The following is a 23,114-nucleotide window of genomic DNA, read 5'->3' on the forward strand; positions in this document are numbered from 1 at the left end:
CAACCCAAGCTCTGGTAATCCTGGCAAGAAAGCTCGCGCGGGTGGCATTCGCCCTGATGAAAAATCAGGACGAATACGTCACCAAAGGCGGGAAACTGGCTTGCTGAAAACCATAGAATCTCCCACAGGTATCGCACAGGCATTGAGGCTAGCGCAGGACCTGTGGGAGCGGGCGTGCCCGCGAAGAGGCCATCACCGATGTCACATGAACCAGCGGTACTCCCGCGCACTGACTTCCTGCATGAACGCCAGATGGTCCTGGCGCTTGTTCTCGCAGTACACCATCACGAACTCTTCCCCCAGCCCTTCGTTCACTGCCGGGTGACTGCGCATGGCCGCGACCGCGCCGAGCATGTCCTTGGGGAAATCGATGCCGCTGCTGCGATCTTCGTTCAGCGGCGCAATCGGCTCCTGCGCGGCATCCAGCCCATGCTCCATGCCACACAGGATCGCCGCCAGCACCAGGTACGGGTTGGCATCCGCCCCCGCCAGCCGGTGCTCGATACGCAGATTGCGCGCATCCGATTCGGGAATGCGAATGCACGCATCGCGGTCCTCGAACCCCCAGCTCGCACGGCTGGCGGCATTGACCATGGCGCCATAGCGGCGAAATGCATTGTGGTTGGCCGCGAAGATCGGCATGCAATGCGGCAGCAGCGCCAGGCAGCCGGCCACCGCGTGGCGTAGCGGGCGCTGCTGGTCGGCGGCCAGCAGGTTGTTGCCGGCCTGGTCGTACAGGCTCACATGCACGTGCATGCCGCTGCCAGGCGCCTGCAGGTAGGGCTTGCTCATGAACGAGGCGCGCAGCCCGTGCTTGAGCGCGACGCCGCGGGTGCTGCGGCAGAACAGGGCGGCCCAGTCGGCCGCCTGCAGGCCGTCGTCGCAGTGGCCGAAGTTGATCTCGAACTGGCCGGGGCCCAGTTCGGCGGTGATCACGTTGGCGTCCACGCCCTGCGCCTGGGCAGTGTCGACCATGTCATGCAGCACGTCGCTGAAGCGCGACAGCCGTTCGATGTGCATGTTGGGTTGGTCGTCCGGGTCATCGCTGAGCGGGTCGCGGGGGAACTGCGGCAGCCCTTGCTTGAGCGCCCGGTCGAACAGGTAGAACTCCAGTTCGAACGCCACCACCGGGCGGATGCCACGTCGCTCGAGGCGCTGCAGCACGCGGGCGAGGACCTCGCGGGGTTCGAACTCGATAGGCGCGGCAGTACCGTCGGAGCTGATCAGCATCTGCCCCAGTGGCTCGCGCTCCCAGGTCACCGGCTTGAGCGTGCCGGGGATCAGGCGGCGGATGGCATCCGGGTCGCCGTCGTTGAAGCAGTAGTCGCCGATCGGGAACAGCCCACCTTGTACCCCCAGCAGTACGCAATTCTGCGGCAGTTTCAGCGGGCTGCCGGCGGCGACCTTTTCCAGCATGTCGATCGGGTAGCGCTTGCCGTAGAAGTGCCCAGGGATGTCCAGGCTGAGCAGGTCGACATGGCTGACGTCGGGGTGGCGGGCACGGAACGCGCGGACTTCACTGAGCAGATCGGGAAAGCCTGTTGTTAGGGTCATGCTGTGCTCTCATCGGAATACCCAGAGGACGCGGGTCGTCTGGTCGGTCAGGTTGGCGTAGCGAAAGTGGCGGTTGGGCGGCAGCTGGAAGCTGTCGTTGGGCGCCAGGGTCACGGCTTGTTCGTCATCGGCAAGCCAGAGGGTCAGTTCGCCCTCGAGGACGAAACCACCTTGCTCGGAGCTGTCGTCCAGGTGCCCCTCGCCACTGCTGGCGCCGGGCGCCAGATGGCTTTCGAGCATGGCGAAACGGCCGTTGAGGGTCGGTGAGACCAGCACGTCGCTGATGCCTTCGGCGTAGTAGATGGTGCGCCGCTCGCCGGGGCGGGTGACCCAGTCCAGCGCGGGTGGCTGGCTGGCCTGGTAGAAGTAGGTGGTCGGCACCTGCAGGGCTTCGCTGATGGCCGTAAGGTCGGCCACGGTCGGCTGCGACAGGCCGCGTTCGACCTGGGACAGAAAGCCCAGCGAGCGTTTGACCTTGCCCGCCAGCTCATCGAGGGTCAGCCCGCGGTGCTTGCGCAAGTCGCGAATCAGCAGGGCCAGGCCCTGGGCGTCTTCAGACATGATCGCGCATCCTGTACCAGGCCTTGGCCGCTGCCTCCAGCGGTGCGGCCAGCAGGTCACCGCCCGGGAAGCGGCCGTTGTCGATGCCCTGGTACAACGCCAGCAGGTCATCGTCGCCGAGAATGGCGTCGCTGACCGCCCGCGCGGCGGCCAGGGTCGGCAGCACGCCGTGGCCAGAGAAGCCTTGCAGCCAATAGCGCAGGCCCTCGCGACCGACGTCCGGGGTGCGCTGGATGCTGCAGTCGATGTGGCCGCCCCAGGCATAATCGATGGCCACCCCGGCCAGTTGCGGGAACACCCTTTCCAGGTAGGGGCGCGTGGCGCTGGCGACGTCCTTTGGAATGCCGCCCAGGTAGGTGCAGCCACCGCCGAACAGCAGGCGGTGATCGGGGGTGAGGCGGAAGTAGTCGGGTACGAACTGGTTGTCGATCACGCAGCTGTTGCGCGGCAGCAGCGAGCGGGCGAACTCGGCATCCAGCGGCGCGGTGGCCACCTGGTACGAGCCGACCGGCAGCAGCCGGCGCGACAGGCCACGGTCGAGGCGGTCGATGTAGGCGTTGCAGGCCAGTACCAGCACCCCGCAACGTACCTCGCCATGCTCGGTGCGGGCCACGTAGCCGTTGGCGCTGGGCTGATAGCCGAGCACCTGGCTCTGCTCGAAGATGCGCCCGCCATGGGCTTCGATGGTGGCGGCCAGGCCCTGGGCCAGTTTCAGCGGGTTGAGGTGCGCGCCCTTGGCGTCATACAGCGCCGCCTGATAGCGCGGGCTGTCGATCCATTGCGCCAGCTCGTCGCGGCCGATCAGGCGCAGGGCGTCGTAGCCCCATTTGTGCTCGGCGTCGTGCAGGGCTTCTTCGAGCATCTTTATCCGGCGGGGCAACACGGCGGTCCACAGGCTACCGAGCCGGTAATCGATGTCGAAGCCATGGCGCTGGGGCAGCTCGCGCATCTCGTCGGCGGCCCAGCACATGCTGTCCCACAGGCGCCGGGTGCGTTCCACGCCCAGCGCTTTCTCCAGGGGCGGCATATCGCACGACCAGCCCAGCAGCGCCTGGCCTCCGTTGCGACCGGAAGCGGCCCAGGCCACTCGGCTGGCTTCCAGCATCGTCACGCGCTTGCCGGCCAAGGTCAGGCGCAGCGCGGTGTGCAGGCCGCTGAAACCGGCGCCGATGATCAGCACATCGCTGTCGTGCGAGCCTTGCAGGGTAGGGCGCAGGGGGATGCTGGCGGGGTAGGTCTGGGCGTAGTAGCTGGCGACGTGCTGGGCGGATTGCTTGAACATGCCTTGGCCTCGTGAAATTTATTGTGGTTATTTTCATGAAAATCTAGCAGGTAATTTTCATGGCGCCACACCGTTCGTCTTTGAATCTTCGTTGCATATATGATTCTGGGGCCGCTGCGCAGCCCTTTCGCGACACAAGGCCGCTCCTACAGACGAGCGCGGATTCCTGTAGGAGCGGCCTTGTGTCGCGAAAGGGCTGCAAAGCAGCCCCCGAGGCCCTGACAGGAAAAACAATGCGCCGCCTGCCTTCCCTGACTGCCCTGCGCACTTTCGAATGCGCCGCCCGCCATGGCCACTTCGGCCGTGCCGCCGCCGAGCTGTGCGTTACCGACAGCGCCGTCAGCCACCAGATTCGCCAGCTCGAAGAGCAGCTCGGCGTCGCCCTGTTCGAGCGCGTCGGCACGCCAGGTGCGCCCCAGTGCCGAAGCCGAACGCCTGCTGCATCACCTGCAACAGGCCTTCGAGCTGATCGGCAAGGCCTGCGACGAGCTGCGCGACCCGGCTTCGCAAGCGGTGCTGCGGATCGCGGTGACGGCGGAGCTGGCGCAAAAGTGGCTGGTCGCGCGCCTGGCCGATTTCAGCAGCCGTTACCCGCACATCACCCTGCACCTGCACGATCAGCCGATCGATGCCGGCGCCCCGGCGCTGGACGTCGACCTGGCCATCACCTACGGCACCAGCGCCCTGGACGCCAGCACCCACTTCGTCCGGCCGCTGCCACTGCTGCAGTTCTTCCCCGTCTGCAGCCCGGGCCTGTTCAACCAGGGCGGGCTCAAGCGCCCGCGTGACCTGGTGCGCCACTGCCTGTTGCACGATGACCAGGACGGTCGCACCTGGACCACCTGGCTGGCCACTCACGCCGACGACGCCTTGCCCACCCGTCAGCTGTACTTCCCCCATGCCGCGCTGGCGCTGGAGGCTGCGCTGCTGGGGCAGGGCGTGGCGATGGGCGACAACCTGACCTGCCAGGCCGACCTGCAGAGCGGCCGGTTGGTGCGCCCGTTCAGTGCCAGCGTGACGGCCCAGGGGCAATACGCGCTGGTGTGCGAACGGCTGCGCCTTGAGCGGGCACCGGTGGCTGACTTCATCGAATGGTTCATCGAACAGCTGGGCGATAGCTGAATTGAATTCAGCTATCGCTGAGTTTTCGTCGTTGGATGCCGCAAGCGGGGCGGCGTAGCGTGCAGCCATCACCCACCGATACGAGGTTGACCCATGGCACGTTCGCTCACCACCACCCCCAAGGCCGATGGCTTCCGCCTGCCCGGCGAATTCGAGCGCAAGGCGGGTTGCTGGCTCGGCTGGCCAGAGCGCCCGGATGTCTGGCGCAATGGCGCCAAGCCTGCGCAGAAGGTCTGGGTCGAGATCGTCACGGCAATCGCCTCCAGCGAGCCGGTCACGGTCTGCGCCTCCGCTGGCCAGTACGTCAATGCCCGGCGCCTGCTGCCACCGCAGGTCCGGGTAGTGGAAATGACCTGCAACGACACCTGGTTCCGTGACAGCGGTGCTTGCTTCGTGGTCAATGACAACAGTGGTGAAGTGCGTGGCGTCGACTTCGAGTTCAACGCCTATGGCGGGCTCGATGGCGGCCTCTACTACCCGTGGGACAAGGACGACCAGATCGCCCAGAAAATCCTCGAGATCGAAGGCCTGGACCGCTATCGCGCGCCGCTGATCGCCGAGCTTGGCGGCATCCAGAGCGACGGCCAGGGCAGCCTGCTGACCACCGAGCAATGCCTGCTGAACCGCAACCGCAACGCCCACCTGGGCAAGGCCGAGGTGACCCGTCGCCTTGAAGACTATCTGGGGGCCGAGCAGGTGATCTGGCTGCCGCGTGGCTGCAAGTTCGACGAGACCGATGGCCACGTCGACGACCTGGCCTGCTTTGTGCGCCCCGGTGAAGTGGTGCTGCAATGGACCGATAACCGTGACGACCCGCAGTGGGAAATCTACCAGGAGGCCTACGACATCCTGCGCAGCACCCGCGATACCCGTGGCCGTGAACTGAAGGTGCACAAGCTGCCGCAACCCGACGTGCTGCAATGGACGGCCGAAGAGGCCGCAGGGCTGGACCAGGTCGAAGGCACTCACCTGCGCGCGGCCGGCACCCAGATCTGTGCTTCGTACATCAACTACTACGCGGGCAACTCGGCCATCGTCGTGCCGCTGTTTGGCGATCGCAATGACGCAATTGCCCAGGCGACACTGGCCGAGTTGTTCCCCGAGCACCGCATTATCGGTATCGAGAACTCCCGCGAGATCCTGCTCGGTGGCGGCAACGTCGCCTGCATCACCATGCCGCAATACGCTGGAGGCCGCCGCTGATGAAGCCGAGCGCACTCACCCTTGCGCTCGCCCTGGGCTGCGCCGCCTCGGCGGCCCAGGCTGCCGACGCACAACAGCCGACCGTGAACCTGTACATCTGGGGCGAGTACCTTGCCCCCGATACCTTGACCCGGTTCGAAAAGGAAACCGGCATTCGTGTGGTGGCCGACCACTTCGACTCGCTGGAAACCGCCGAGACCAAGCTGCTGACCGGTGGCAGTGGCTACGACGTGGTGCTCACCGCCGGCCAGCACCTGAGCCGGGCCATTGCCAGCGGCGCCCTGCAGCCGCTGGACAAAGCCCAGCTACCGCACCTGGCCGGGGTGGGTGAAGAGTTCCGCCAGCACATGGCCTTGTTCGACCCGGGTAACCGCTATGCCGGGACCTATGCCTGGGGCACCACCGGGGTGGGCTACCAGCAGCAGGCGGTGAAGGCACGCATGGGCGATGCACCGCTGGACAGCTGGGCGATGCTGTTCGACCCGCAGGTGGTGGCGAAATTCGCCGACTGCGGGGTGAGTCTGCTCAACGACCCCAACGAAGTGTTCGCCGCAGTGATGCGCTACATGGGCCTGGACATCAACCAGCAGCGCCTTGAGGACCTGAAGGCGGCGGAGGTGCAACTGCGCAAGGTGCGCCCGTACATTCGCTACTTCGACAACGACCGCAACATCAACGACCTGGCCAATGGCGAAACCTGCGTGGCGATGTCGTGGAACGGCAACGTGGCCATCGCCGAAGGGCAGGCGCAGCAGGCGGGCAAGGCGTTTGTGCTGGACTACAGCATTCCGAAGGAGGGCACGTTGATCTGGCTGGATGCGCTGGTGGTGCCCAAGGATGCGCCGCACCCGGATGCCGCGTGGAAACTGGTGGATTACCTGATGCGGCCGGATGTGATCGCGCCGATTACCGACACCATTCACTACGCCAACGCGATTACGGCGGCGGATGGGCTGGTGGACGCGCAGATCCGCAATGCGCCGGGGACCTATCCGTCGGCTGAGGTGCGGGCGCGGTTGTATGGCAAGAATGATAATGGCAAGGCGTTCAACCGCGAGTTGACCCGGGCATTCAGCCGGCTGAAGAGTGGGACTTAGAATTTGTGGTGGCTGTACCGGCCTCTTCGCGGCTAAAGCCGCTCCCACAGGGATAGCACCGCCTTCGGCATCTATGCAGTACCTGTGGGAGCGGCTTTAGCCGCGAAGGAGGCCGGCACAAGCGCTGCATCAGCCAGAGGCCTTGCGCCGTGGCTGCCGCGGCTTGCTGGCAGCTGGTTTGCCATCAGACGCCTTGCCTTTACTGGTAGTGCGCCGCTTCTTCTTCCAAGGCGCCGCCTTGCCCACCGCCGGCCCGGTAATGGTCATGCGCATCCCGCGGCAACGCTCCACCAGCTTGCCCATCCACGCCGACTGCCGGGTGACGAACTCTTCAAGGCTCATCTCGCCGCTCTGCACCATGTCCAGTGCCTGTTCCCAGATGGCCGTGGTACCAGGGTCGGCAATGGCGCGGGGCACGGCGTCAATCAGGCTGAACGCGGCAGGGGTGGCAGACAGTGCCTTGCCGTTCTTCACCAGATAACCACGGTCGAGCAAGCCCTGGATGATGCTGGCACGGGTGGCTTCGGTGCCGATGCCGGTGGTTTCCTTAAGCTTCTGTTTCAGCCGTGGGTCGTCCACCAGCTTGGCGACGTTCTTCATCGCCTTGATCAGGTCGCCTTCGGTAAACGGTTTCGGTGGCTGGGTCCACAGGTCCTTCAGTTGCACATCATGCACGTTGCAGTCCTGGCCTTCGCGCAGGGCCGGCAGCACCTGGGCTGGCTGGGCCTCGCGGCCCCTGGCCGGGGTCAGCGCTTCGGGGAGGGCGCGGCGCCAGCCGGGTTGGACGATCTGCTTGCCGACGGCGCGCAGGGCATGGCCGGCGCAGTCGAACTCGACCTGGGTGCGATCGTACTCGTGGTTGGGTAGAAACTGCGCCAGGTAGCGGGCACGAATCAGGGTATAGACAGCCTTGTGCTTGGCCGGCAGGCGTGCCGGGTCGCTGGCGGCTGCCGTGGGGATGATGCCGTGGTGGGCGCTGACCTTGGCGTCGTTCCAGGCGCGGGAGCGGCGCTGTGGCTCAAGGTGGGCTTGCAGCGGCGCCAGGCTGGCGTCCGCCCGCTGCAGCGCCGCGAGGATGGCTGGCGCCTCGCTGTGCTGGCTGACTGGCAGGTAGCCGCAGTCGCTGCGCGGGTAGGTGATCAGCTTGTGGGTTTCGTACAGCGCCTGGGCGATGTCGAGGGTTTCCTGGGCGCCGAGGCCGAACTTTTTCGAGCACAGCTCCTGCAGGGTGCCCAGGTCGAAGGGCAGCGGTGCGGCCTCGCGCACGCGCTCGGTGGCGACTTTCAATACCCGCGCCGTACCGGCATCTTGCATGTCGCCAGCAGCCTGTCGGGCGAGCGCCTGGTTCAGGCAGCGGCCCTGGTCGTCGCAGGTGTCTTCCGGTGCGCGCCACTGGGCGTTGAAAGACTTGCCGGCACTTTCCAGCTGGACATCGATGGCCCAGAACGGCACGGGCACGAAATCAGCGATGCTGCGGTCGCGGTCGACCACCAGGCGCAGGGTAGGGGTTTGCACCCGCCCCACTGGCAGCACGCCCTGGTAGCCGGATTGGCGGCCGAGCAGGGTGAACAGCCGGCTCATGTTCATGCCGATCAGCCAGTCGGCGCGGGAGCGGCCCAGGGCCGAATGGTAGAGGTTGAAGGTTTGCTGGCCGGGCAGCAGGCGCGCCAGGGCCTTGCGGATCGAAGCGTCGTCCAGGGCCGACAGCCACAGGCGCTGGATCGGGCCGCGGTAGCGGCAGTGCTCGACCAGCTCGCGGGCAATCATCTCACCTTCGCGGTCGGCGTCGGTGGCGATCACCAGTTCGCGGGCTTCGCCGAGCAGGCGCTTGACCGCCTTGAACTGGCTGGCGGTCTTGGGCTTGACCAGCATCTTCCACTTTGCCGGGATGATCGGCAGGTCGGCGAGGTTCCAGCGCTTGTAGCGGTCGTCGTAGCTGTCGGGCGGGGCGGTTTCCAGCAGGTGGCCGATGCACCAGGTCACGCAGACGTCGGTGCCCTGCCAGCAGCCGTCGGCCTTGCGGTTGGCGCCGAGCACCTTGGCGATGTCTTTGGCCTGGGAGGGTTTTTCGCAGAGGAACAGGCGCATGGCCGGGAACGCTTCATCGGGGAATGATGGGCACTAGGATGCGCAAGCAGGGGCGCGGAGGCAAGTTTTATCTGGATGGATGTACAGGTTTTTGTGAGGGGGAGTGTCTTTACCTGTGCTGGCCTCTTCGCGGGCATGCCCGCGAAGAGGCCAGTGCAGGTTTCAGGCGCGCGAGTCGCGTACCATGTCCACGTGCGGAATGCCGGCTTCGAGGAACTCCTCGCTGACTACGCGAAAGCCCAGGCGCTCGTAGAACGGCGTGGCATGCACCTGTGCACTGAGCATCTGCTGCTTCAGGTCACGGTTCTGCGCTTCGACGATCACTGCATTCATCAGTGCATCACCGACCTTCAACCCACGCCAGTCCTTGAGCACCGAGACCCGGCCAATGGTGCCGTCAGGCAGCAGGCGAGCCGTGCCGATCGGATAGTCGCCTTCCAGCGCCAGGAAATGTGCGGCGCCCGGATCGTCCGAATCCCACTCCAGCTCTGGTGGTACATGCTGCTCGGCAATGAACACGGCTTCGCGGATACGGCGGATATCAGCGTTATCCTTGTGCCAGTCGGCAAGGCGCACACGAATCTTATTCATTGGCGAATCCCAGGCTTCCTTGTTTGATCAGCTGCTGGACCAGCATAAGGCCATCTTCATCCTGCAACCACTGCTCAAGGTTGTCGATGTGTAGCGCATCGGCCGAGCACACCAGCTTCAGCAGCTCGCGCAGCTTGGCCGGCAGTGGGCAGCTACGGCCGCTGGCGAACAGCATCAGGTCGTCGCCGAGTTCGGACCAGGCCAGCCGCGCGCTCGGGTTGCGGATCAGGATGGCGCCGTCTTCCAGGGCTTCGATCAGCTCGTCTTCGTCCATTTCTTCACCGACCACCTGTTCCGGGTAGCGCGGCTCGGTCATGAACTGGCCGAACCAGGTCAGCAGCAGGTCCTTGTCGTTGGTGTGCTTGTCGATCAACGCCTTGAGGCGGTCGAGGGCATCGTGCTGGATCTGGTGCGGGTCGCTGGCAGGTTGCGCGTCGGCGTCGCTGTAGCGCTCTTCGTCCGGCAGGAACTGGCCGAGGAAATCGGTGAAGTGGGTCAGCACTTCGGCGGCGCTTGGGGCGCGGAAGCCGACCGAGTAGGTCAGGCAGTTGTCCACGGCGACGCCGTAGTGGGCCAGGCGCGGCGGCAGGTAGAGCATGTCGCCCGGCTCCAGCGTCCATTCGCCGCTCTGTTCGAATTCGGCCAGGATGCGCAGGTCGGCGTGCTCAAGCAGCGGGCTGTCGCTGTTGCACATCTGGCCGATTTTCCAGTTACGCTCGCCATGGCCCTGGAGCAGGAACACGTCGTAATTGTCGAAGTGCGGGCCGACACTGCCACCTGGGGTGGCGAAGCTGATCATCACGTCATCTATACGCCAGCTCGGCAGGAAGCGGAAGTGCTCGAGCAGCTCGGCGACTTCCGGGACGAACTGGTCGACGGCCTGCACCAGCAGGGTCCAGTCTTTCTCCGGCAGTTCGGCAAAGGTGTCTTCGCTGAACGGCCCGCGGCGCAGCTCCCACGGGTGGGCGCCGTGTTCGAGGACGATGCGCGACTCGACTTCCTCTTCCAGGGCCAGGCCGGCCAGCTCGTCGGGGTCGATCGGGCTTTCGAAGTCCGGGAAGGCCTGGCGCACCAGCAGCGGCTTCTTCTGCCAGTAGTCGCGCATGAATTCGCGGGCCGAGATGCCGCCGAGCAGCTGCAGTGGAGTATCAGGATTCATGTTCAACCTATTGAAAAAACGTAATTTTCGTCCGCGAATAAAAACGCCCGGCCAGGCCGGGCGTTGAACGCGACGGTCAGCTTAGATGCGTTTGGCCTGGGCTGCCGCGTTACCGATGTAGGTAGCGGGGGTGAGCAGCTTCAGCTCGGCCTTGGCGTCGGCCGGCATGTCGAGGCCGTCGATGAAGGTCAGCAGCGCTTCTGGCGTGATGCCCTTGCCACGGGTCAGTTCCTTGAGCTTCTCGTAGGGGTTCTCGATGTTGAAGCGGCGCATCACGGTCTGGATCGGCTCGGCGAGGACTTCCCAGCAGGCGTCCAGGTCGGCGGCGATGCGGGCTTGGTTGACTTCCAGCTTGCCGATGCCTTTCAGGCTGGCTTCGTAGGCGATGACGCTGTGGGCGAAGCCCACGCCCAGGTTGCGCAGTACGGTGGAGTCGGTCAGGTCACGCTGCCAGCGCGAGATCGGCAGCTTGCTGGCCAGGTGCTGGAACAGTGCGTTGGCTATCCCTAAGTTGCCTTCGGAGTTTTCGAAGTCGATCGGGTTGACCTTGTGCGGCATGGTCGACGAGCCGATTTCGCCAGCCACGGTCTTCTGTTTGAAGTAGCCCAGCGAGATATAGCCCCAGACGTCGCGGTCGAAGTCGATGAGGATGGTGTTGAAGCGAGCGATCGCGTCGAACAGCTCGGCGATGTAGTCGTGCGGCTCGATCTGGGTGGTGTACGGGTTGAACTGCAGGCCCAGCTCGTCTTCGATGAAGGCGCGGGCGTTCTGTTCCCAGTCGATCTGCGAGTAAGCCGACAGGTGGGCATTGTAGTTGCCCACGGCGCCGTTGATCTTGCCCAGCAGCGGCACGGCGGCAACCTGGGCGATCTGGCGCTCCAGGCGGTACACGACGTTGGCCAGCTCTTTGCCCAGGGTGGTCGGCGAAGCCGGCTGGCCGTGGGTGCGCGAGAGCATCGGCACGTCGGCATGGGCATGGGCCAGGGCGCGGATGGCGTCGGCGATCTGGCGCATCAGCGGCAGCAGCACATCGTCACGGCCGGCGCGCAGCATCAGGGCGTGGGACAGGTTGTTGATGTCCTCGCTGGTGCAGGCGAAGTGGATGAACTCGCTGACCTTGGCCAGCTCAGGCAGCTTGGCGGCCTGCTCCTTGAGGAGGTATTCGATCGCCTTGACGTCGTGGTTGGTGGTGCGCTCGATTTCCTTGACGCGTTCGGCGTGCTCGAGCTTGAAGTCGGTGGCCAGGCTGTCCAGCAGGGCGTTGGCTTCGGCGGAGAACGCCGGCACTTCGCCGATCTGCGGGTGGGCGGCCAGGCGCTGCAGCCAGCGCACTTCGACCAGGGCGCGGAAACGGATCAGCCCGAATTCGCTGAAAATGGGGCGCAAGGCCTGGGTTTTGCCGGCGTAACGGCCGTCTACAGGGGAAACCGCAGTGAGCGAAGAAAGCTGCATGGGGTGTTCTCGGACAGTCAGGCTTTTGGAAGGGCGCATATCATACATGAAAAATCCCTGTAGGAGCGGCCTTGCGTCGCGAAAGGGCTGCGCAGCAGCCCCGGCAATCTATGCTGGGGCGGCGATTCTGGGGCTGCTGCGCAGCCCTTTCGCGACGCAAGGCCGCTCCTACAGGTCCGGCGTTTTTCTTCAGGACGGTGTGCGCATCATGTCGTACAGTTCGTTGAGCAGCTTGCGCCGGCTGAACACCAACTGCCAGCGATGCCCGCCCAGCTGGCGCCACAGGCGTGCGGCGCGGATGCCGGCGAGCAGCAGGGCGCGGATCTTCGAGGCGTTGCTGGCCTGCTGCAGGAAGCGCATGTCGCCGTGCACCTGGATGCGCTGGCGCAAGGTGCTCAGGGTGTCCTGGTACAACGCGCCGCTGGACGCGATGACATTTTCATGGGCCAGGCCGAAATGGTCGGCCTGCGACTGGATTTGCGGCAGGCGGTTGCCGATGGTTTCGAGCAGGTCGCCGCGCTTGTTCAGCTGGCGCTCAAGGCCCAGCATCGACAGTGCGTAGCGCAGCGGTTCGCGTTGCAGGCTGCTGGGGTCGCGCTCGAGGGCGCCGACCAGGGCGCGGTAACCGTCGCGCAGGTTGAGGTCGTCGCCGCCGAACACCTCCAGGGTGTCCTTGGGGTCGCGCACCAGCAGGCTGCCCAGCATGCAGCCGATGTTGGCTTCGCTGGCCTGGCCGGTGCGGGCGATGCGGTCGACCAGCACGGCGGCCTGGAACACGCCGCCCAGGGCAATCAGCTGCTCCTGCAGATTGCTCATGCGCGCGGGCTCCACGGCTCGGCGGTCTCGATCACGCCGCCACCCAGGCACACATCGCCGTCATAGAACACCACCGACTGGCCCGGGGTCACGGCGCGCTGCGGCTCGTCGAACACGGCGCGGTAGCCGGTTGCGGTCAGCTCCAGCGTGCATTGCTGGTCGCTCTGGCGGTAGCGCACCTTGGCGGTCAGCCGGCGCGGGCTGCTCAGGTCGACCGGGTTGACCCAGAAGATTTCCGATGCAAGCAGGGCGCGGGAGAACAGCCACGGGTGCTCGTTGCCCTGGCCGACCACCAGCACATTGCGGGTCAGGTCCTTGTGCAACACGTACCACGGCTCGTCACCGGCGTCCTTCAGGCCGCCTATGCCCAAGCCTTGGCGCTGGCCGATGGTGTGGTACATCAGGCCGTGGTGGCGACCGATCACTTCACCTTCGGTGGTTTCGATGTTGCCGGGCTGGGCTGGCAGGTACTGCTTGAGGAAGTCGCTGAAGCGGCGCTCGCCGATGAAGCAGATGCCGGTGGAATCCTTTTTCTTGGCGGTGGCCAGGCCGTGTTTTTCGGCGATGGCGCGCACCTCGGGCTTTTCCAGCTCGCCGACCGGGAACAGTGTACGGGCGATTTCCTTGCCGCCAACTGCATGCAGGAAGTAGCTCTGGTCCTTGTTCGGGTCCAGGCCTTTGAGCAGTTCGGTGAGCGCGCCGGAGTCGCGGCGGCGCACATAGTGGCCGGTGGCGATCAGGTCGGCACCCAGCGACAGGGCATAATCAAGGAACGCCTTGAACTTGATTTCGCGGTTGCAGAGGATGTCCGGGTTGGGCGTGCGGCCGGCCTTGTATTCCTCAAGGAAGTGCTCGAACACGTTGTCCCAGTATTCGGCGGCGAAGTTGGCGGTGTGCAGCTTGATGCCGATGCGGTCGCACACGGCCTGGGCGTCGGCCAGGTCTTCACGGGCGGTGCAATATTCGGTGCCGTCGTCTTCTTCCCAGTTCTTCATGAACAGCCCTTCCACCTGGTAGCCCTGTTCCATGAGCAGAAGGGCAGAGACGGATGAGTCCACGCCGCCGGACATGCCGACGATGACGCGGGTCTTGGCGGGGTCTTTGAGTGCTGGGCTGGTCATGGGTACCGGTGTGTATCAAGGGGGAAAAACGCCGATTCTAGCAAAACCGGCGCGGCGCGTCAGTCACGCAGCAAGTCGAGGCTGTGCAGCGGGCCGGCGAGGTAGTCGTCGAGACAGCGCGGGACGAGTTCGCTGCGCCAGCGAGCGGGGTCGGCCAGCAGTTCTTCGCGGGTCAGCCACACGGCGCGGACAATGTCGGTGTCCAGGGCAAGGTCCTGGTGGTGGCGCACGGGGCGGGCGGCGAAGCAGATGCGCTGGTAGGTCACGCCATTGCTCGGGGCGGTGTAGAGGTAGATGCCGACCACGCCGGTGAGCTCGACTTCCCAGGCGGTTTCTTCCAGGGTTTCGCGCAGGGCGGCCTGGGGCAGGGTCTCGTTGGGTTCGAGGTGGCCGGCGGGTTGGTTGAAGACGTGCTGGCCGGCTTTGAATTCTTCGACGAAGAGGAATTTGCCTTCGTGTTCGACGATGGTGGCGACGGTGATGTGCGGTTGCCAGGTCATATGCGGTGTCCTTTCAGAATGTCGGGGCCGCGTTGCGGTCCATCGCAGGCAAGCCAGCTCCCACAGGTACGGTGCAAGGCCTGGGTCATTCACACTCCCTGTGGGAGCTGGCTTGCCTGCGATGGGCTGCGCAGCAGCCCCGGGGCCAGAAAGCACAAACCCCGGTGCGTGGCCGGGGTTTGTGCGGTTACCTCAAGCGAACCTTACAGGGCGGCAATGGCGCTGTTCAGGGTCTGGCTTGGGCGCATCACCTTGGCGGTCAGCTCGGCATCCGGGGCGTAGTAGCCACCGATGTCGGCCGGCTTGCCCTGAACGGCGTTGAGCTCGGCGACAATGGTCTCCTCGTTCTCGGTCAGGGTCTTGGCCAGTGGGGCGAAGCGCGCCTGCAGAGCGGCGTCATCGCTCTGTGCAGCCAGCGCCTGGGCCCAGTACAGGGTCAGGTAGAAGTGGCTGCCGCGGTTGTCGATACCACCGACTTTGCGCGAAGGCGACTTGTTGGTGTCGAGGAACTTGCCGGTTGCCTGGTCCAGGGTGTTGGCCAGGACCTTGGCGCGCGGGTTGTCGTAGGTGTTGCCCAGGTGCTCCAGGGAAGCGGCCAGGGCCAGGAATTCACCCAGCGAGTCCCAACGCAGGAAGTTCTCTTCCACCAGCTGCTGCACGTGCTTCGGAGCCGAACCGCCGGCGCCGGTTTCGAACAGGCCACCGCCGTTCATCAGCGGCACGATCGACAGCATCTTGGCGCTGGTGCCCAGTTCCATGATCGGGAACAGGTCGGTCAGGTAGTCGCGCAGCACGTTGCCGGTCACCGAGATGGTGTCCTTGCCTTCGCGGATGCGGGCCAGGGAGAACTTGATAGCGTCGACCGGCGCCAGGACACGGATGTCCAGGCCACTGGTGTCGTGGTCCTTCAGGTACTTCTGTACCTTCTCGATCATCACGCCGTCGTGGGCGCGGGCCGGGTCCAGCCAGAACACCGCCGGGGTGTTGCTCAGGCGGGCACGGTTGACGGCCAGCTTGACCCAGTCCTGGATCGGCGCGTCTTTGGTCTGGCACATGCGGAAGATGTCACCGGCTTCAACGTTCTGCTCCAGAACGACGTTGCCTTTGCCATCGACCACGCGTACTACGCCGTCGGCCTGAATCTGGAAGGTCTTGTCGTGGGAGCCGTACTCTTCGGCCTTCTGCGCCATCAGGCCGACGTTCGGCACGCTGCCCATGGTGGTCGGGTCGAAGGCGCCGTTGGCCTTGCAGTCTTCGATGGTGGCCTGGTAGATGCCGGCGTAGCAACGATCCGGGATGATCGCCTTGGCATCCTGCAGTTCACCGGCGCTGTTCCACATCTTGCCCGAGTCGCGGATCATCGCTGGCATCGAGGCGTCGACGATGACGTCGCTCGGCACGTGCAGGTTGGTGATGCCCTTGTCGGAGTTGACCATGGCCAGGGCTGGACGCTCGGCGTACAGGGCCTGGATGTCGGCTTCGATCTCGGCCTGCTTGTCGGCTGGCAGGTCCTTGATGCGGGCGTACAGGTCGCCGATGCCGTTGTTGGCGTTGAAGCCTACTTCAGCCAGGGCTGCTGCGTGCTTGGCCAGTACCTGGTCGTAGAACGCTTCGACGATGACGCCGAACATGATCGGGTCGGAAACCTTCATCATGGTGGCTTTCAGGTGCACCGACAGCAGTACGCCGGAGGCCTTGGCATCGGCGATCTGCTCAGTGATGAAGGCTTTCAGGGCCTTGCGGCTCATGGTGGCGCAGTCGACGATTTCGGCGGCTTTGACGGCAGTCTTGGCTTTCAGCACGGTGGTGCTGCCATCCTTGCCGACCAGCTCGATGCGCAGGTTGTCGTCTGCCTCGATCAGTGCGGCTTTTTCGCTGCCGTAGAAGTCGCCGTTGTTCATGTGGGCAACGTGCGACTTCGAGTCGGCGGCCCAGGCGCCCATCTTGTGCGGGTGCTTGCGGGCGTAGTTCTTGACCGAAAGCGGGGCGCGGCGGTCGGAGTTGCCTTCGCGCAGCACTGGGTTCACGGCCGAACCCTTGATGCGGTCGTAGCGTGCGCGGGATTCTTTCTCGGCCTCGGTGGATGGCTCGTCGGCGTAGTCAGGGATGTTGAAGCCCTTGCCCTGCAGTTCCTTGATCGCGGCCTTGAGCTGCGGTACCGAGGCGCTGATGTTCGGCAGCTTGATGATGTTGGCTTCAGGAGTGGTAGCCAGCTGACCCAGTTCCGCCAGGTGATCGCCTACTTGCTTCTCTGCGCCCAGTTGCTCCGGGAAGGCGGCAAGGATACGGCCAGCCAGGGAGATGTCGCGAGTTTCGACGGCGATGTCAGCGGAAGCGGTGAAGGCTTCGATGATCGGCAGCAGCGAGTAGGTGGCGAGGGCGGGGGCTTCGTCGGTGAAGGTATAGATGATCTTGGAACGGGTGGGCATGCGGGTTAACTCTCTGTGTGCTGAGCGTGCTCGAGTCTCGTGGTGCGCAGGGTAGGCGCATCGCCCTGGCAACGCCATGAGCGGAAAGTCGAGAGGCTGCGAGCGGTGATGGTGGATGCATCAGTCGAGCGTCAATGCTGAGCTGCGGTAACAGTCCAGACTTTTCTGGCCAGGCTTGATGGCCATTCCTGGCCAAGGGCGGTCCGCATTTTCCTGGGATTCGCCCCGATGACCCTTCGGTCGCGGCGGAGTATACCAAACCATTCGGGCTAATCAGCAAGGCGAAGTGACATCGGTGCCATTTATAAGACCAAAGACGTAGGGGCAATGTGGCGTGATGACGCACCGCTTGCAGGTCGACGGATGTGGTTTAGGCTCATTGGATCGCATGATGTCCAATCACACCCGACAGCGGAGTAGTGCAAGCATGGGATACCAGAAAATCAAGGTTCCGACCGACGGCACCAAGATCACCGTCAATGCCGACCATTCGCTCAACGTGCCCGACAACCCGATCATTCCTTATATCGAAGGTGACGGGATTGGCGTCGATGTCTCGCCAGTGATGATCAAGGTGGTCGATGCCGCCGTGCAGAAAGCCTACGGCGGCAAGCGTAAGATCGCCTGGATGGAGGTGTATGCCGGCGAGAAGGCCACCCAGGTGTACGACCAGGATACCTGGCTGCCGCAGGAGACCCTGGATGCGGTGAAGGACTACGTTGTCTCGATCAAGGGGCCGCTGACTACGCCGGTCGGCGGTGGTATCCGGTCGCTCAACGTGGCTTTGCGCCAGCAGCTCGACCTCTACGTGTGCCTGCGCCCGGTGCTGTGGTTCCAGGGCGTGCCAAGCCCGGTGAAAAAGCCAGGCGATGTCGACATGGTGATCTTCCGAGAAAACTCCGAAGACATCTATGCCGGCATCGAGTGGAAGGCCGGCTCGCCTGAAGCGAACAAGGTGATCAAGTTCCTCAAGGAGGAAATGGGTGTCACCAAGATCCGTTTCGACCAGGACTGCGGCATTGGCGTCAAGCCGGTCTCGCGCGAGGGCACCAAGCGCCTGGTACGCAAGGCCCTGCAATATGTGGTGGACAATGATCGCGAATCGCTGACCCTGGTGCACAAGGGCAACATCATGAAGTTCACCGAGGGCGCCTTCAAGGATTGGGGCTACGAGGTGGCCCGCGACGAGTTTGGTGCCGAACTGCTCGACGGCGGCCCTTGGATGAAGTTCAAGAACCCCAGGAGCGGCCGTGAAGTGATCGTCAAGGACGCCATCGCCGACGCCATGCTCCAGCAGATCCTGCTGCGCCCTGCCGAGTACGACGTGATCGCCACCCTCAACCTGAACGGTGACTACCTCTCCGATGCCCTGGCGGCGGAAGTGGGTGGCATCGGCATCGCGCCGGGCGCCAACCTGTCCGACACCGTGGCCATGTTCGAGGCTACCCATGGTACCGCCCCGAAATATGCCGGGCAGGACAAGGTCAATCCGGGCTCGGTCATCCTGTCGGCGGAGATGATGCTGCGGCACATGGGCTGGACTGAGGCGGCCGACCTGATCATCAAGGGCACCAATGGTGCGATTGCTGCCAAGACAGTGACCTACGACTTCGAGCGCTTGATGGAAGGTGCCACGCTGGTGAGTAGCTCAGGTTTTGGCGATGAAATGATCAAGCATATGTGAGGCCATGAAAAACCGGCCGCTTCTGTAAAGGAGCGGCCGGTTGTTCGTGTGTCGGCAGAGAGCAGGGATCAGGCTTGGACGGTAGTTGAGGGCTGGGATGCTCCTGTAGAGACGCTGGTGGCGGCGCTGGCGATCTTGATCGCATGCAGGCCCTTGGGGCCTTGGTGGATCTCGAACGTTACGGCTTGCCCAGCTTTGAGCGTTTTGTAACCTTCCATCTCGATCGCCGAATAGTGGGCGAACAAATCGTCGGTTTTCCCGTCTTCATTGATGAATCCGTAGCCCTTGGCATTGTTGAACCACTTGACTTTACCGCTTGCCATCCCTATGTCCCTCTGCAAAGGACTCCATCACTGGAGTATCATCCACTTCATCCGCATACGAACCTTGCGAAAAATCTGGTTGACTGCGCGGATCTTTATCGACCACGGTGGGTTCTTATTGGTTGTAACACCGTTTTGCCGTTAGTCAAGGTCAGGTGGCGCGTGCGCCAGCGGCCGCCAATGCAGTCAACCCACAACCTTAACCTGACGCTCATGATGAAATTCTTTCCATGCATGCACCCAGTGAGATTCGACTAACATTCAATCAGGATCGCCCGCAAACGAATGAGGACGACGGCTCAGGGCTTGCGGTACAGGAAGCCAAGCCGATCCTGCAGGCGCCACCGATGTACAAGGTGGTTTTATTCAACGATGACTACACGCCGATGGATTTCGTCGTCGAAGTGCTCGAAACGTTCTTCAGTCTGAACCGCGAGCTGGCGACCAAGATCATGCTGACCGTCCACACCGAAGGGCGGGCAGTGTGCGGATTGTTTACCCGTGACATCGCCGAAACGAAGGCCATGCAGGTCAACCAATACGCCAGGGAAAGCCAGCATCCGCTACTCTGTGAAATCGAGAAGGACGGTTAATCGCCGACCACTTGGGTATGAGGTGAAGCTATGTTAAACCGCGAGCTCGAAGTCACCCTCAATCTTGCCTTCAAGGAGGCCCGTTCGAAGCGTCATGAGTTCATGACCGTCGAACATTTGCTGCTGGCACTCCTTGACAATGAGGCTGCCGCGACCGTTCTGCGCGCCTGTGGCGCGAATCTCGACAAACTCAAGCACGACCTGCAAGAGTTCATCGATTCCACTACCCCGCTGATCCCCGTCAACGATGAAGACCGCGAAACCCAGCCGACCCTGGGCTTCCAGCGGGTGCTGCAGCGTGCCGTGTTCCACGTGCAGAGTTCCGGCAAGCGCGAAGTGACCGGCGCCAATGTGCTGGTGGCGATCTTCAGCGAACAGGAAAGCCAGGCCGTGTTCCTGCTGAAACAGCAGAGCGTGGCCCGTATCGATGTGGTCAACTACATCGCCCACGGCATCTCCAAAGTGCCGGGCCATGGCTCGCATTCCGAAAGCGACCAGGACATGCAGGACGAAGAGGGTGGCGAAACCTCCTCTTCGAGCAACCCGCTGGACGCCTACGCCAGCAACCTGAACGAACTGGCCCGTGCCGGCCGGATCGACCCGCTGGTGGGTCGCGAGCAGGAAGTCGAGCGTGTGGCGCAGATTCTGGCCCGGCGGCGCAAGAACAACCCGCTGCTGGTCGGTGAGGCGGGCGTCGGCAAGACTGCCATCGCCGAAGGCCTGGCCAAACGCATCGTCGACGGCCAGGTGCCGGACCTGCTGGCGCAGAGCGTGGTCTATTCGCTGGACCTTGGCGCGCTGCTGGCGGGTACCAAATACCGCGGTGATTTCGAAAAACGCTTCAAGGCCCTGCTCGGTGAGTTGAAAAAGCGCCCGCAAGCGATTCTGTTCATCGATGAAATCCACACCATCATCGGTGCCGGTGCGGCGTCAGGCGGGGTGATGGATGCCTCCAACCTGCTCAAGCCGCTGCTGTCGTCTGGTGAGATTCGTTGCATCGGTTCGACCACCTTCCAGGAGTTCCGCGGCATCTTCGAGAAGGACCGTGCCCTGGCGCGGCGCTTCCAGAAGGTCGATGTCAGCGAGCCGTCGGTGGAGGACACCGTCGGCATCCTGCGTGGCCTGAAAGGCCGGTTCGAGAGCCACCACAACATCGAGTACAGCGATGAAGCCCTGCGCGCCGCCGCCGAGCTGGCCTCGCGCTATATCAACGATCGCCACATGCCGGACAAGGCCATTGACGTGATCGATGAAGCGGGCGCCTATCAGCGCCTGCAGCCTGAAGCCAGCCGGGTCAAGCGTATCGATGTGCCGCAGGTCGAGGACATTGTCGCCAAGATCGCGCGGATTCCGCCGAAGCACGTCACCAGTTCCGACAAGGAGTTGCTGCGTAACCTCGAACGCGACCTGAAGCTGACCGTGTTCGGTCAGGACCAGGCCATCGACTCGCTGGCCACCGCCATCAAGCTGTCCCGGGCCGGCCTCAAGTCGCCGGACAAGCCGGTCGGTTCGTTCCTGTTCGCCGGCCCCACCGGTGTGGGCAAGACCGAAGCGGCGCGGCAGCTGGCCAAGGCGCTGGGCGTCGAGCTGGTGCGCTTCGACATGTCCGAGTACATGGAGCGTCACACCGTGTCGCGCCTGATCGGTGCGCCGCCTGGCTACGTTGGTTTCGACCAGGGTGGCCTGCTGACCGAAGCCATCACCAAGCAACCGCACTGCGTGCTGTTGCTCGACGAAATCGAGAAGGCTCACCCGGAAGTCTTCAACCTGCTGCTGCAGGTGATGGACCACGGTACCCTCACCGACAACAACGGGCGCAAGGCCGACTTCCGCAATGTGATCCTGATCATGACCACCAACGCCGGCGCCGAAACTGCCGCGCGGGCCTCGATCGGCTTCACCCATCAGGACCATGCGTCCGATGCCATGGAAGTCATCCGCAAGAGCTTCACGCCGGAGTTCCGCAACCGCCTGGACACCATCATCCAGTTTGGCCGCCTGAGCACCGAGACGATCAAGAGCATCGTCGACAAGTTCCTCATCGAGTTGCAGGCGCAGTTGGAAGACAAGCGTGTGCTGCTGGAAGTCAGCGATGCCGCCCGCGGCTGGCTGGCTGCTTCCGGCTACGACGTGCAGATGGGAGCACGGCCGATGGCGCGGCTTATCCAGGACAAGATCAAGCGGCCGCTGGCCGAAGAGATCCTGTTTGGTGAGCTGGCCGAGCACGGTGGCGTGGTGCACGTCGACCTGCGCGATGGCGAACTGGTGTTCGACTTCGAGACTACGGCTGAGGTGGCCTGACGGAGGGGCAGTGCTGTACCTGTGGGAGCGGCTTCAGCCGCGAACACCGGCGCAGCCGGTGCCATCCATCGGGTTGGGCTCTTCGCGGGTGAACCGCTGCCACAGGGCTGCGAAGTAGCCCCATACAATCTGGCAGGCACAAAAAAGCCCGGCACATGGCCGGGCTTTTTCATGGCTGGAGCTTAGCGCGCACGGTAAGTGATGCGGCCCTTGCTCAGGTCGTAAGGCGTCAGTTCGACGCGGACCTTGTCGCCAGTGAGAATGCGGATGTAGTTCTTGCGCATCTTTCCGGAGATGTGCGCGGTTACGACGTGCCCGTTTTCCAACTCCACGCGGAACATGGTGTTGGGCAGGGTGTCGACGACAGTACCTTCCATTTCGAAGCTGTCTTCTTTCGACATGCAGTAGAGCCCTCGGATCCAGTGTTGGCCCGACGCATACCGCACCGGGCAAAAAAGTGGCGTGGATTATGCCCGAAAACTGTGTGTCAAGCCAATGCTTTCAGTTGAGGGTGACCCAGCGCTGGTTTATCAACAACTCGATAGGCCGATACTGCGTCTTGTAGTTCATTTTCTTGCAGTTCTTGATCCAGTAACCCAGGTACACCGCTTCCAGATCCTGGCGCAAGGCTTCGGTGATCTGCCAGAGGATGGCAAAGCGCCCGAGGCTGCGGCGTTCTTCTTCCGGCTCGTAGAACGTGTAGACCGCCGACAGGCCATTGGGCAGCAGGTCACAGACGGCCACTGCCAGCAGGCGGCCTTCGAGGCGGAACTCGTAGAACCAGCAGAACGGCAGGTCGCGGACCAGGAAGGTGGAAAACTGGTCGCGACTCGGCGGGTACATGTCGCCATCGGCGTGACGGGTCTCGATGTAGCGCCGGTACAGGTCGAAATATTCTTCCTTGAACGCCGGGCGCGCCGCCGTCACGGTCAGGTCGGCATTACGCTTGAGGATGCGCCGCTGCTGGCGGTTGGGGATGAAGCGCGCGGCGGGGATGCGCGCTGGCACGCAGGCATTGCAGTTCTGGCAATGCGGGCGGTACAGGTGGTCACCGCTGCGGCGAAAGCCCATTTCCGACAGATCGGCATACACATGCACGTCCATCGGCTGGCTGGGGTCGAGGAACAGCGTGGTGGCCTGTTCGTCCGGCAGGTAGCTGCAGGAGTGGGGTTGAGTGGCATAGAACTTCAACCGCGCCAACTCTGTCATGATCAACCCCCTCGGTGAGACTTTGCTTT

19 protein-coding genes and 2 pseudogenes are annotated in these 23,114 nt (G+C 63.7%); 7 read left to right on the forward strand and 14 right to left on the reverse strand.

What is annotated here, in order from left to right; all coding sequences use genetic code 11:
• Positions 1-107, forward strand: a pseudogene (locus CQW31_RS31850) (IS110 family transposase); the annotation flags it as partial.
• A 94-nt stretch (positions 108-201) separates the two neighbouring features.
• Here CQW31_RS31850 and CQW31_RS27625 read toward each other — a convergent pair.
• Genes CQW31_RS27625 through CQW31_RS27635 form a run of 3 tightly spaced genes read right to left on the reverse strand, consistent with a single transcriptional unit; the run spans position 202 to position 3,397 of the window.
• On the reverse strand, positions 202-1,554 hold the full coding sequence (locus CQW31_RS27625) for a glutamine synthetase family protein (protein WP_054887259.1): 1,353 nt from the start codon (positions 1,552-1,554) through the stop codon (positions 202-204).
• Positions 1,555-1,563: 9 nt separating this feature from the next.
• On the reverse strand, positions 1,564-2,115 hold the full coding sequence (locus CQW31_RS27630) for a helix-turn-helix domain-containing protein (RefSeq protein ID WP_054887258.1): 552 nt from the start codon (positions 2,113-2,115) through the stop codon (positions 1,564-1,566).
• Entirely contained in the window at positions 2,108-3,397 is a 1,290-nt protein-coding gene (locus CQW31_RS27635; RefSeq protein ID WP_054887257.1) for an FAD-binding oxidoreductase, read from the reverse strand. Before CQW31_RS27635 ends, CQW31_RS27630 begins: the two co-directional genes overlap by 8 nt.
• Before the next feature lie 233 nt (positions 3,398-3,630).
• On the opposite strand from CQW31_RS27635, the pseudogene CQW31_RS27645 reads away from it, so the two are divergent.
• The 3 genes and pseudogenes from CQW31_RS27645 to CQW31_RS27655 all read left to right on the forward strand — a co-directional run bounded on the left by CQW31_RS27645 (position 3,631) and on the right by CQW31_RS27655 (position 6,819).
• Positions 3,631-4,519, forward strand: a pseudogene (locus CQW31_RS27645) (LysR substrate-binding domain-containing protein).
• 93 nt (positions 4,520-4,612) lie between these two features.
• Positions 4,613-5,722, forward strand: a complete 1,110-nt coding sequence (gene aguA / locus CQW31_RS27650) for an agmatine deiminase (RefSeq protein WP_054886830.1) — start codon at positions 4,613-4,615, stop codon at positions 5,720-5,722.
• Entirely contained in the window at positions 5,722-6,819 is a 1,098-nt protein-coding gene (locus CQW31_RS27655; protein ID WP_054886829.1) for an extracellular solute-binding protein, read from the forward strand. The genes aguA and CQW31_RS27655 overlap by 1 nt, the downstream gene beginning before the upstream one ends.
• Positions 6,820-6,948: 129 nt before the next feature.
• On the opposite strand, the gene CQW31_RS27660 is transcribed toward CQW31_RS27655, so the two are convergent.
• From CQW31_RS27660 to CQW31_RS27695, 8 genes are all read right to left on the reverse strand, one after another.
• On the reverse strand, positions 6,949-8,907 hold the full coding sequence (locus CQW31_RS27660) for a DNA topoisomerase III (protein WP_099815916.1): 1,959 nt from the start codon (positions 8,905-8,907) through the stop codon (positions 6,949-6,951).
• Between the two features lie 162 nt (positions 8,908-9,069).
• Positions 9,070-9,498, reverse strand: a complete 429-nt coding sequence (locus CQW31_RS27665) for a GNAT family N-acetyltransferase (RefSeq protein WP_054886827.1) — start codon at positions 9,496-9,498, stop codon at positions 9,070-9,072.
• Positions 9,491-10,657: a cupin domain-containing protein gene (locus CQW31_RS27670; protein ID WP_054886826.1), complete on the reverse strand. Its 1,167-nt coding sequence runs from the start codon at positions 10,655-10,657 to the stop codon at positions 9,491-9,493. Before CQW31_RS27670 ends, CQW31_RS27665 begins: the two co-directional genes overlap by 8 nt.
• An 81-nt stretch (positions 10,658-10,738) precedes the next feature.
• Positions 10,739-12,109: an adenylosuccinate lyase gene (gene purB, locus CQW31_RS27675; protein ID WP_054886825.1), complete on the reverse strand. Its 1,371-nt coding sequence runs from the start codon at positions 12,107-12,109 to the stop codon at positions 10,739-10,741.
• A 189-nt stretch (positions 12,110-12,298) separates the two neighbouring features.
• A complete protein-coding gene (hflD, locus tag CQW31_RS27680) occupies positions 12,299-12,925 on the reverse strand; it encodes a high frequency lysogenization protein HflD (protein WP_054886824.1) in 627 nt (208 codons plus the stop codon).
• Positions 12,922-14,046, reverse strand: a complete 1,125-nt coding sequence (mnmA, locus tag CQW31_RS27685; RefSeq protein ID WP_054886823.1) for a tRNA 2-thiouridine(34) synthase MnmA — start codon at positions 14,044-14,046, stop codon at positions 12,922-12,924. Before mnmA ends, hflD begins: the two co-directional genes overlap by 4 nt.
• Before the next feature lie 59 nt (positions 14,047-14,105).
• Positions 14,106-14,546 carry an NUDIX hydrolase gene (locus CQW31_RS27690; RefSeq protein ID WP_099815917.1) on the reverse strand — a complete coding sequence of 147 codons (441 nt, stop codon included), beginning with the start codon at positions 14,544-14,546 and terminating at the stop codon, positions 14,106-14,108.
• 203 nt (positions 14,547-14,749) lie between these two features.
• The gene (locus CQW31_RS27695) at positions 14,750-16,975 is read right to left on the reverse strand and encodes an NADP-dependent isocitrate dehydrogenase (RefSeq protein ID WP_099815918.1); all 2,226 of its coding nucleotides are present in this window, start codon (positions 16,973-16,975) and stop codon (positions 14,750-14,752) included.
• Between the two features lie 427 nt (positions 16,976-17,402).
• On the opposite strand from CQW31_RS27695, the gene icd reads away from it, so the two are divergent.
• Positions 17,403-18,659, forward strand: a complete 1,257-nt coding sequence (gene icd / locus CQW31_RS27700; protein WP_054886820.1) for an NADP-dependent isocitrate dehydrogenase — start codon at positions 17,403-17,405, stop codon at positions 18,657-18,659.
• A 68-nt stretch (positions 18,660-18,727) separates the two neighbouring features.
• Here the strand turns inward: icd and cspD are convergent, their stop codons facing one another.
• The gene (gene cspD, locus CQW31_RS27705; protein ID WP_054886819.1) at positions 18,728-18,982 is read right to left on the reverse strand and encodes a cold shock domain-containing protein CspD; all 255 of its coding nucleotides are present in this window, start codon (positions 18,980-18,982) and stop codon (positions 18,728-18,730) included.
• A gap of 230 nt (positions 18,983-19,212) precedes the next feature.
• Between cspD and clpS the strand changes: the two genes are divergently transcribed.
• Positions 19,213-19,575 (forward strand): ATP-dependent Clp protease adapter ClpS, encoded by a 363-nt coding sequence (clpS, locus tag CQW31_RS27710; protein WP_016488124.1) that lies wholly within the window; start codon positions 19,213-19,215, stop codon positions 19,573-19,575.
• 30 nt (positions 19,576-19,605) lie between these two features.
• The gene (clpA, locus tag CQW31_RS27715; RefSeq protein ID WP_054886818.1) at positions 19,606-21,876 is read left to right on the forward strand and encodes an ATP-dependent Clp protease ATP-binding subunit ClpA; all 2,271 of its coding nucleotides are present in this window, start codon (positions 19,606-19,608) and stop codon (positions 21,874-21,876) included.
• Positions 21,877-22,058: 182 nt separating this feature from the next.
• Here clpA and infA read toward each other — a convergent pair whose 3' ends face one another.
• Positions 22,059-22,277 (reverse strand): translation initiation factor IF-1, encoded by a 219-nt coding sequence (gene infA, locus CQW31_RS27725; protein WP_002553999.1) that lies wholly within the window; start codon positions 22,275-22,277, stop codon positions 22,059-22,061.
• 100 nt (positions 22,278-22,377) lie between these two features.
• Positions 22,378-23,085 carry an arginyltransferase gene (locus CQW31_RS27730; protein WP_054886817.1) on the reverse strand — a complete coding sequence of 236 codons (708 nt, stop codon included), beginning with the start codon at positions 23,083-23,085 and terminating at the stop codon, positions 22,378-22,380.
• Positions 23,086-23,114 lie beyond the last annotated feature (29 nt).

Origin of the sequence: Pseudomonas sp. 382 (assembly GCF_002759075.1) — a bacterium.
GTDB classification, from domain to species: Bacteria; Pseudomonadota; Gammaproteobacteria; order Pseudomonadales; family Pseudomonadaceae; genus Aquipseudomonas; species Aquipseudomonas vlassakiae.

Bases quoted from the DNA above. Each gene is read 5' to 3' on its own strand.
- CQW31_RS27625 (WP_054887259.1), bottom strand. From the start codon at position 1,554: ATGACCCTAACAACAGGCTTTCCCGATCTGCTCAGTGAAGTCCGCGCG.
- CQW31_RS27630 (WP_054887258.1), bottom strand. From the start codon at position 2,115: ATGTCTGAAGACGCCCAGGGCCTGGCCCTGCTGATTCGCGACTTGCGC.
- CQW31_RS27635 (WP_054887257.1), bottom strand. From the start codon at position 3,397: ATGTTCAAGCAATCCGCCCAGCACGTCGCCAGCTACTACGCCCAGACC.
- aguA (WP_054886830.1), top strand. From the start codon at position 4,613: ATGGCACGTTCGCTCACCACCACCCCCAAGGCCGATGGCTTCCGCCTG.
- CQW31_RS27655 (WP_054886829.1), top strand. From the start codon at position 5,722: ATGAAGCCGAGCGCACTCACCCTTGCGCTCGCCCTGGGCTGCGCCGCC.
- CQW31_RS27660 (WP_099815916.1), bottom strand. From the start codon at position 8,907: ATGCGCCTGTTCCTCTGCGAAAAACCCTCCCAGGCCAAAGACATCGCC.
- CQW31_RS27665 (WP_054886827.1), bottom strand. From the start codon at position 9,498: ATGAATAAGATTCGTGTGCGCCTTGCCGACTGGCACAAGGATAACGCT.
- CQW31_RS27670 (WP_054886826.1), bottom strand. From the start codon at position 10,657: ATGAATCCTGATACTCCACTGCAGCTGCTCGGCGGCATCTCGGCCCGC.
- purB (WP_054886825.1), bottom strand. From the start codon at position 12,109: ATGCAGCTTTCTTCGCTCACTGCGGTTTCCCCTGTAGACGGCCGTTAC.
- hflD (WP_054886824.1), bottom strand. From the start codon at position 12,925: ATGAGCAATCTGCAGGAGCAGCTGATTGCCCTGGGCGGCGTGTTCCAG.
- mnmA (WP_054886823.1), bottom strand. From the start codon at position 14,046: ATGACCAGCCCAGCACTCAAAGACCCCGCCAAGACCCGCGTCATCGTC.
- CQW31_RS27690 (WP_099815917.1), bottom strand. From the start codon at position 14,546: ATGACCTGGCAACCGCACATCACCGTCGCCACCATCGTCGAACACGAA.
- CQW31_RS27695 (WP_099815918.1), bottom strand. From the start codon at position 16,975: ATGCCCACCCGTTCCAAGATCATCTATACCTTCACCGACGAAGCCCCC.
- icd (WP_054886820.1), top strand. From the start codon at position 17,403: ATGGGATACCAGAAAATCAAGGTTCCGACCGACGGCACCAAGATCACC.
- cspD (WP_054886819.1), bottom strand. From the start codon at position 18,982: ATGGCAAGCGGTAAAGTCAAGTGGTTCAACAATGCCAAGGGCTACGGA.
- clpS (WP_016488124.1), top strand. From the start codon at position 19,213: ATGCATGCACCCAGTGAGATTCGACTAACATTCAATCAGGATCGCCCG.
- clpA (WP_054886818.1), top strand. From the start codon at position 19,606: ATGTTAAACCGCGAGCTCGAAGTCACCCTCAATCTTGCCTTCAAGGAG.
- infA (WP_002553999.1), bottom strand. From the start codon at position 22,277: ATGTCGAAAGAAGACAGCTTCGAAATGGAAGGTACTGTCGTCGACACC.
- CQW31_RS27730 (WP_054886817.1), bottom strand. From the start codon at position 23,085: ATGACAGAGTTGGCGCGGTTGAAGTTCTATGCCACTCAACCCCACTCC.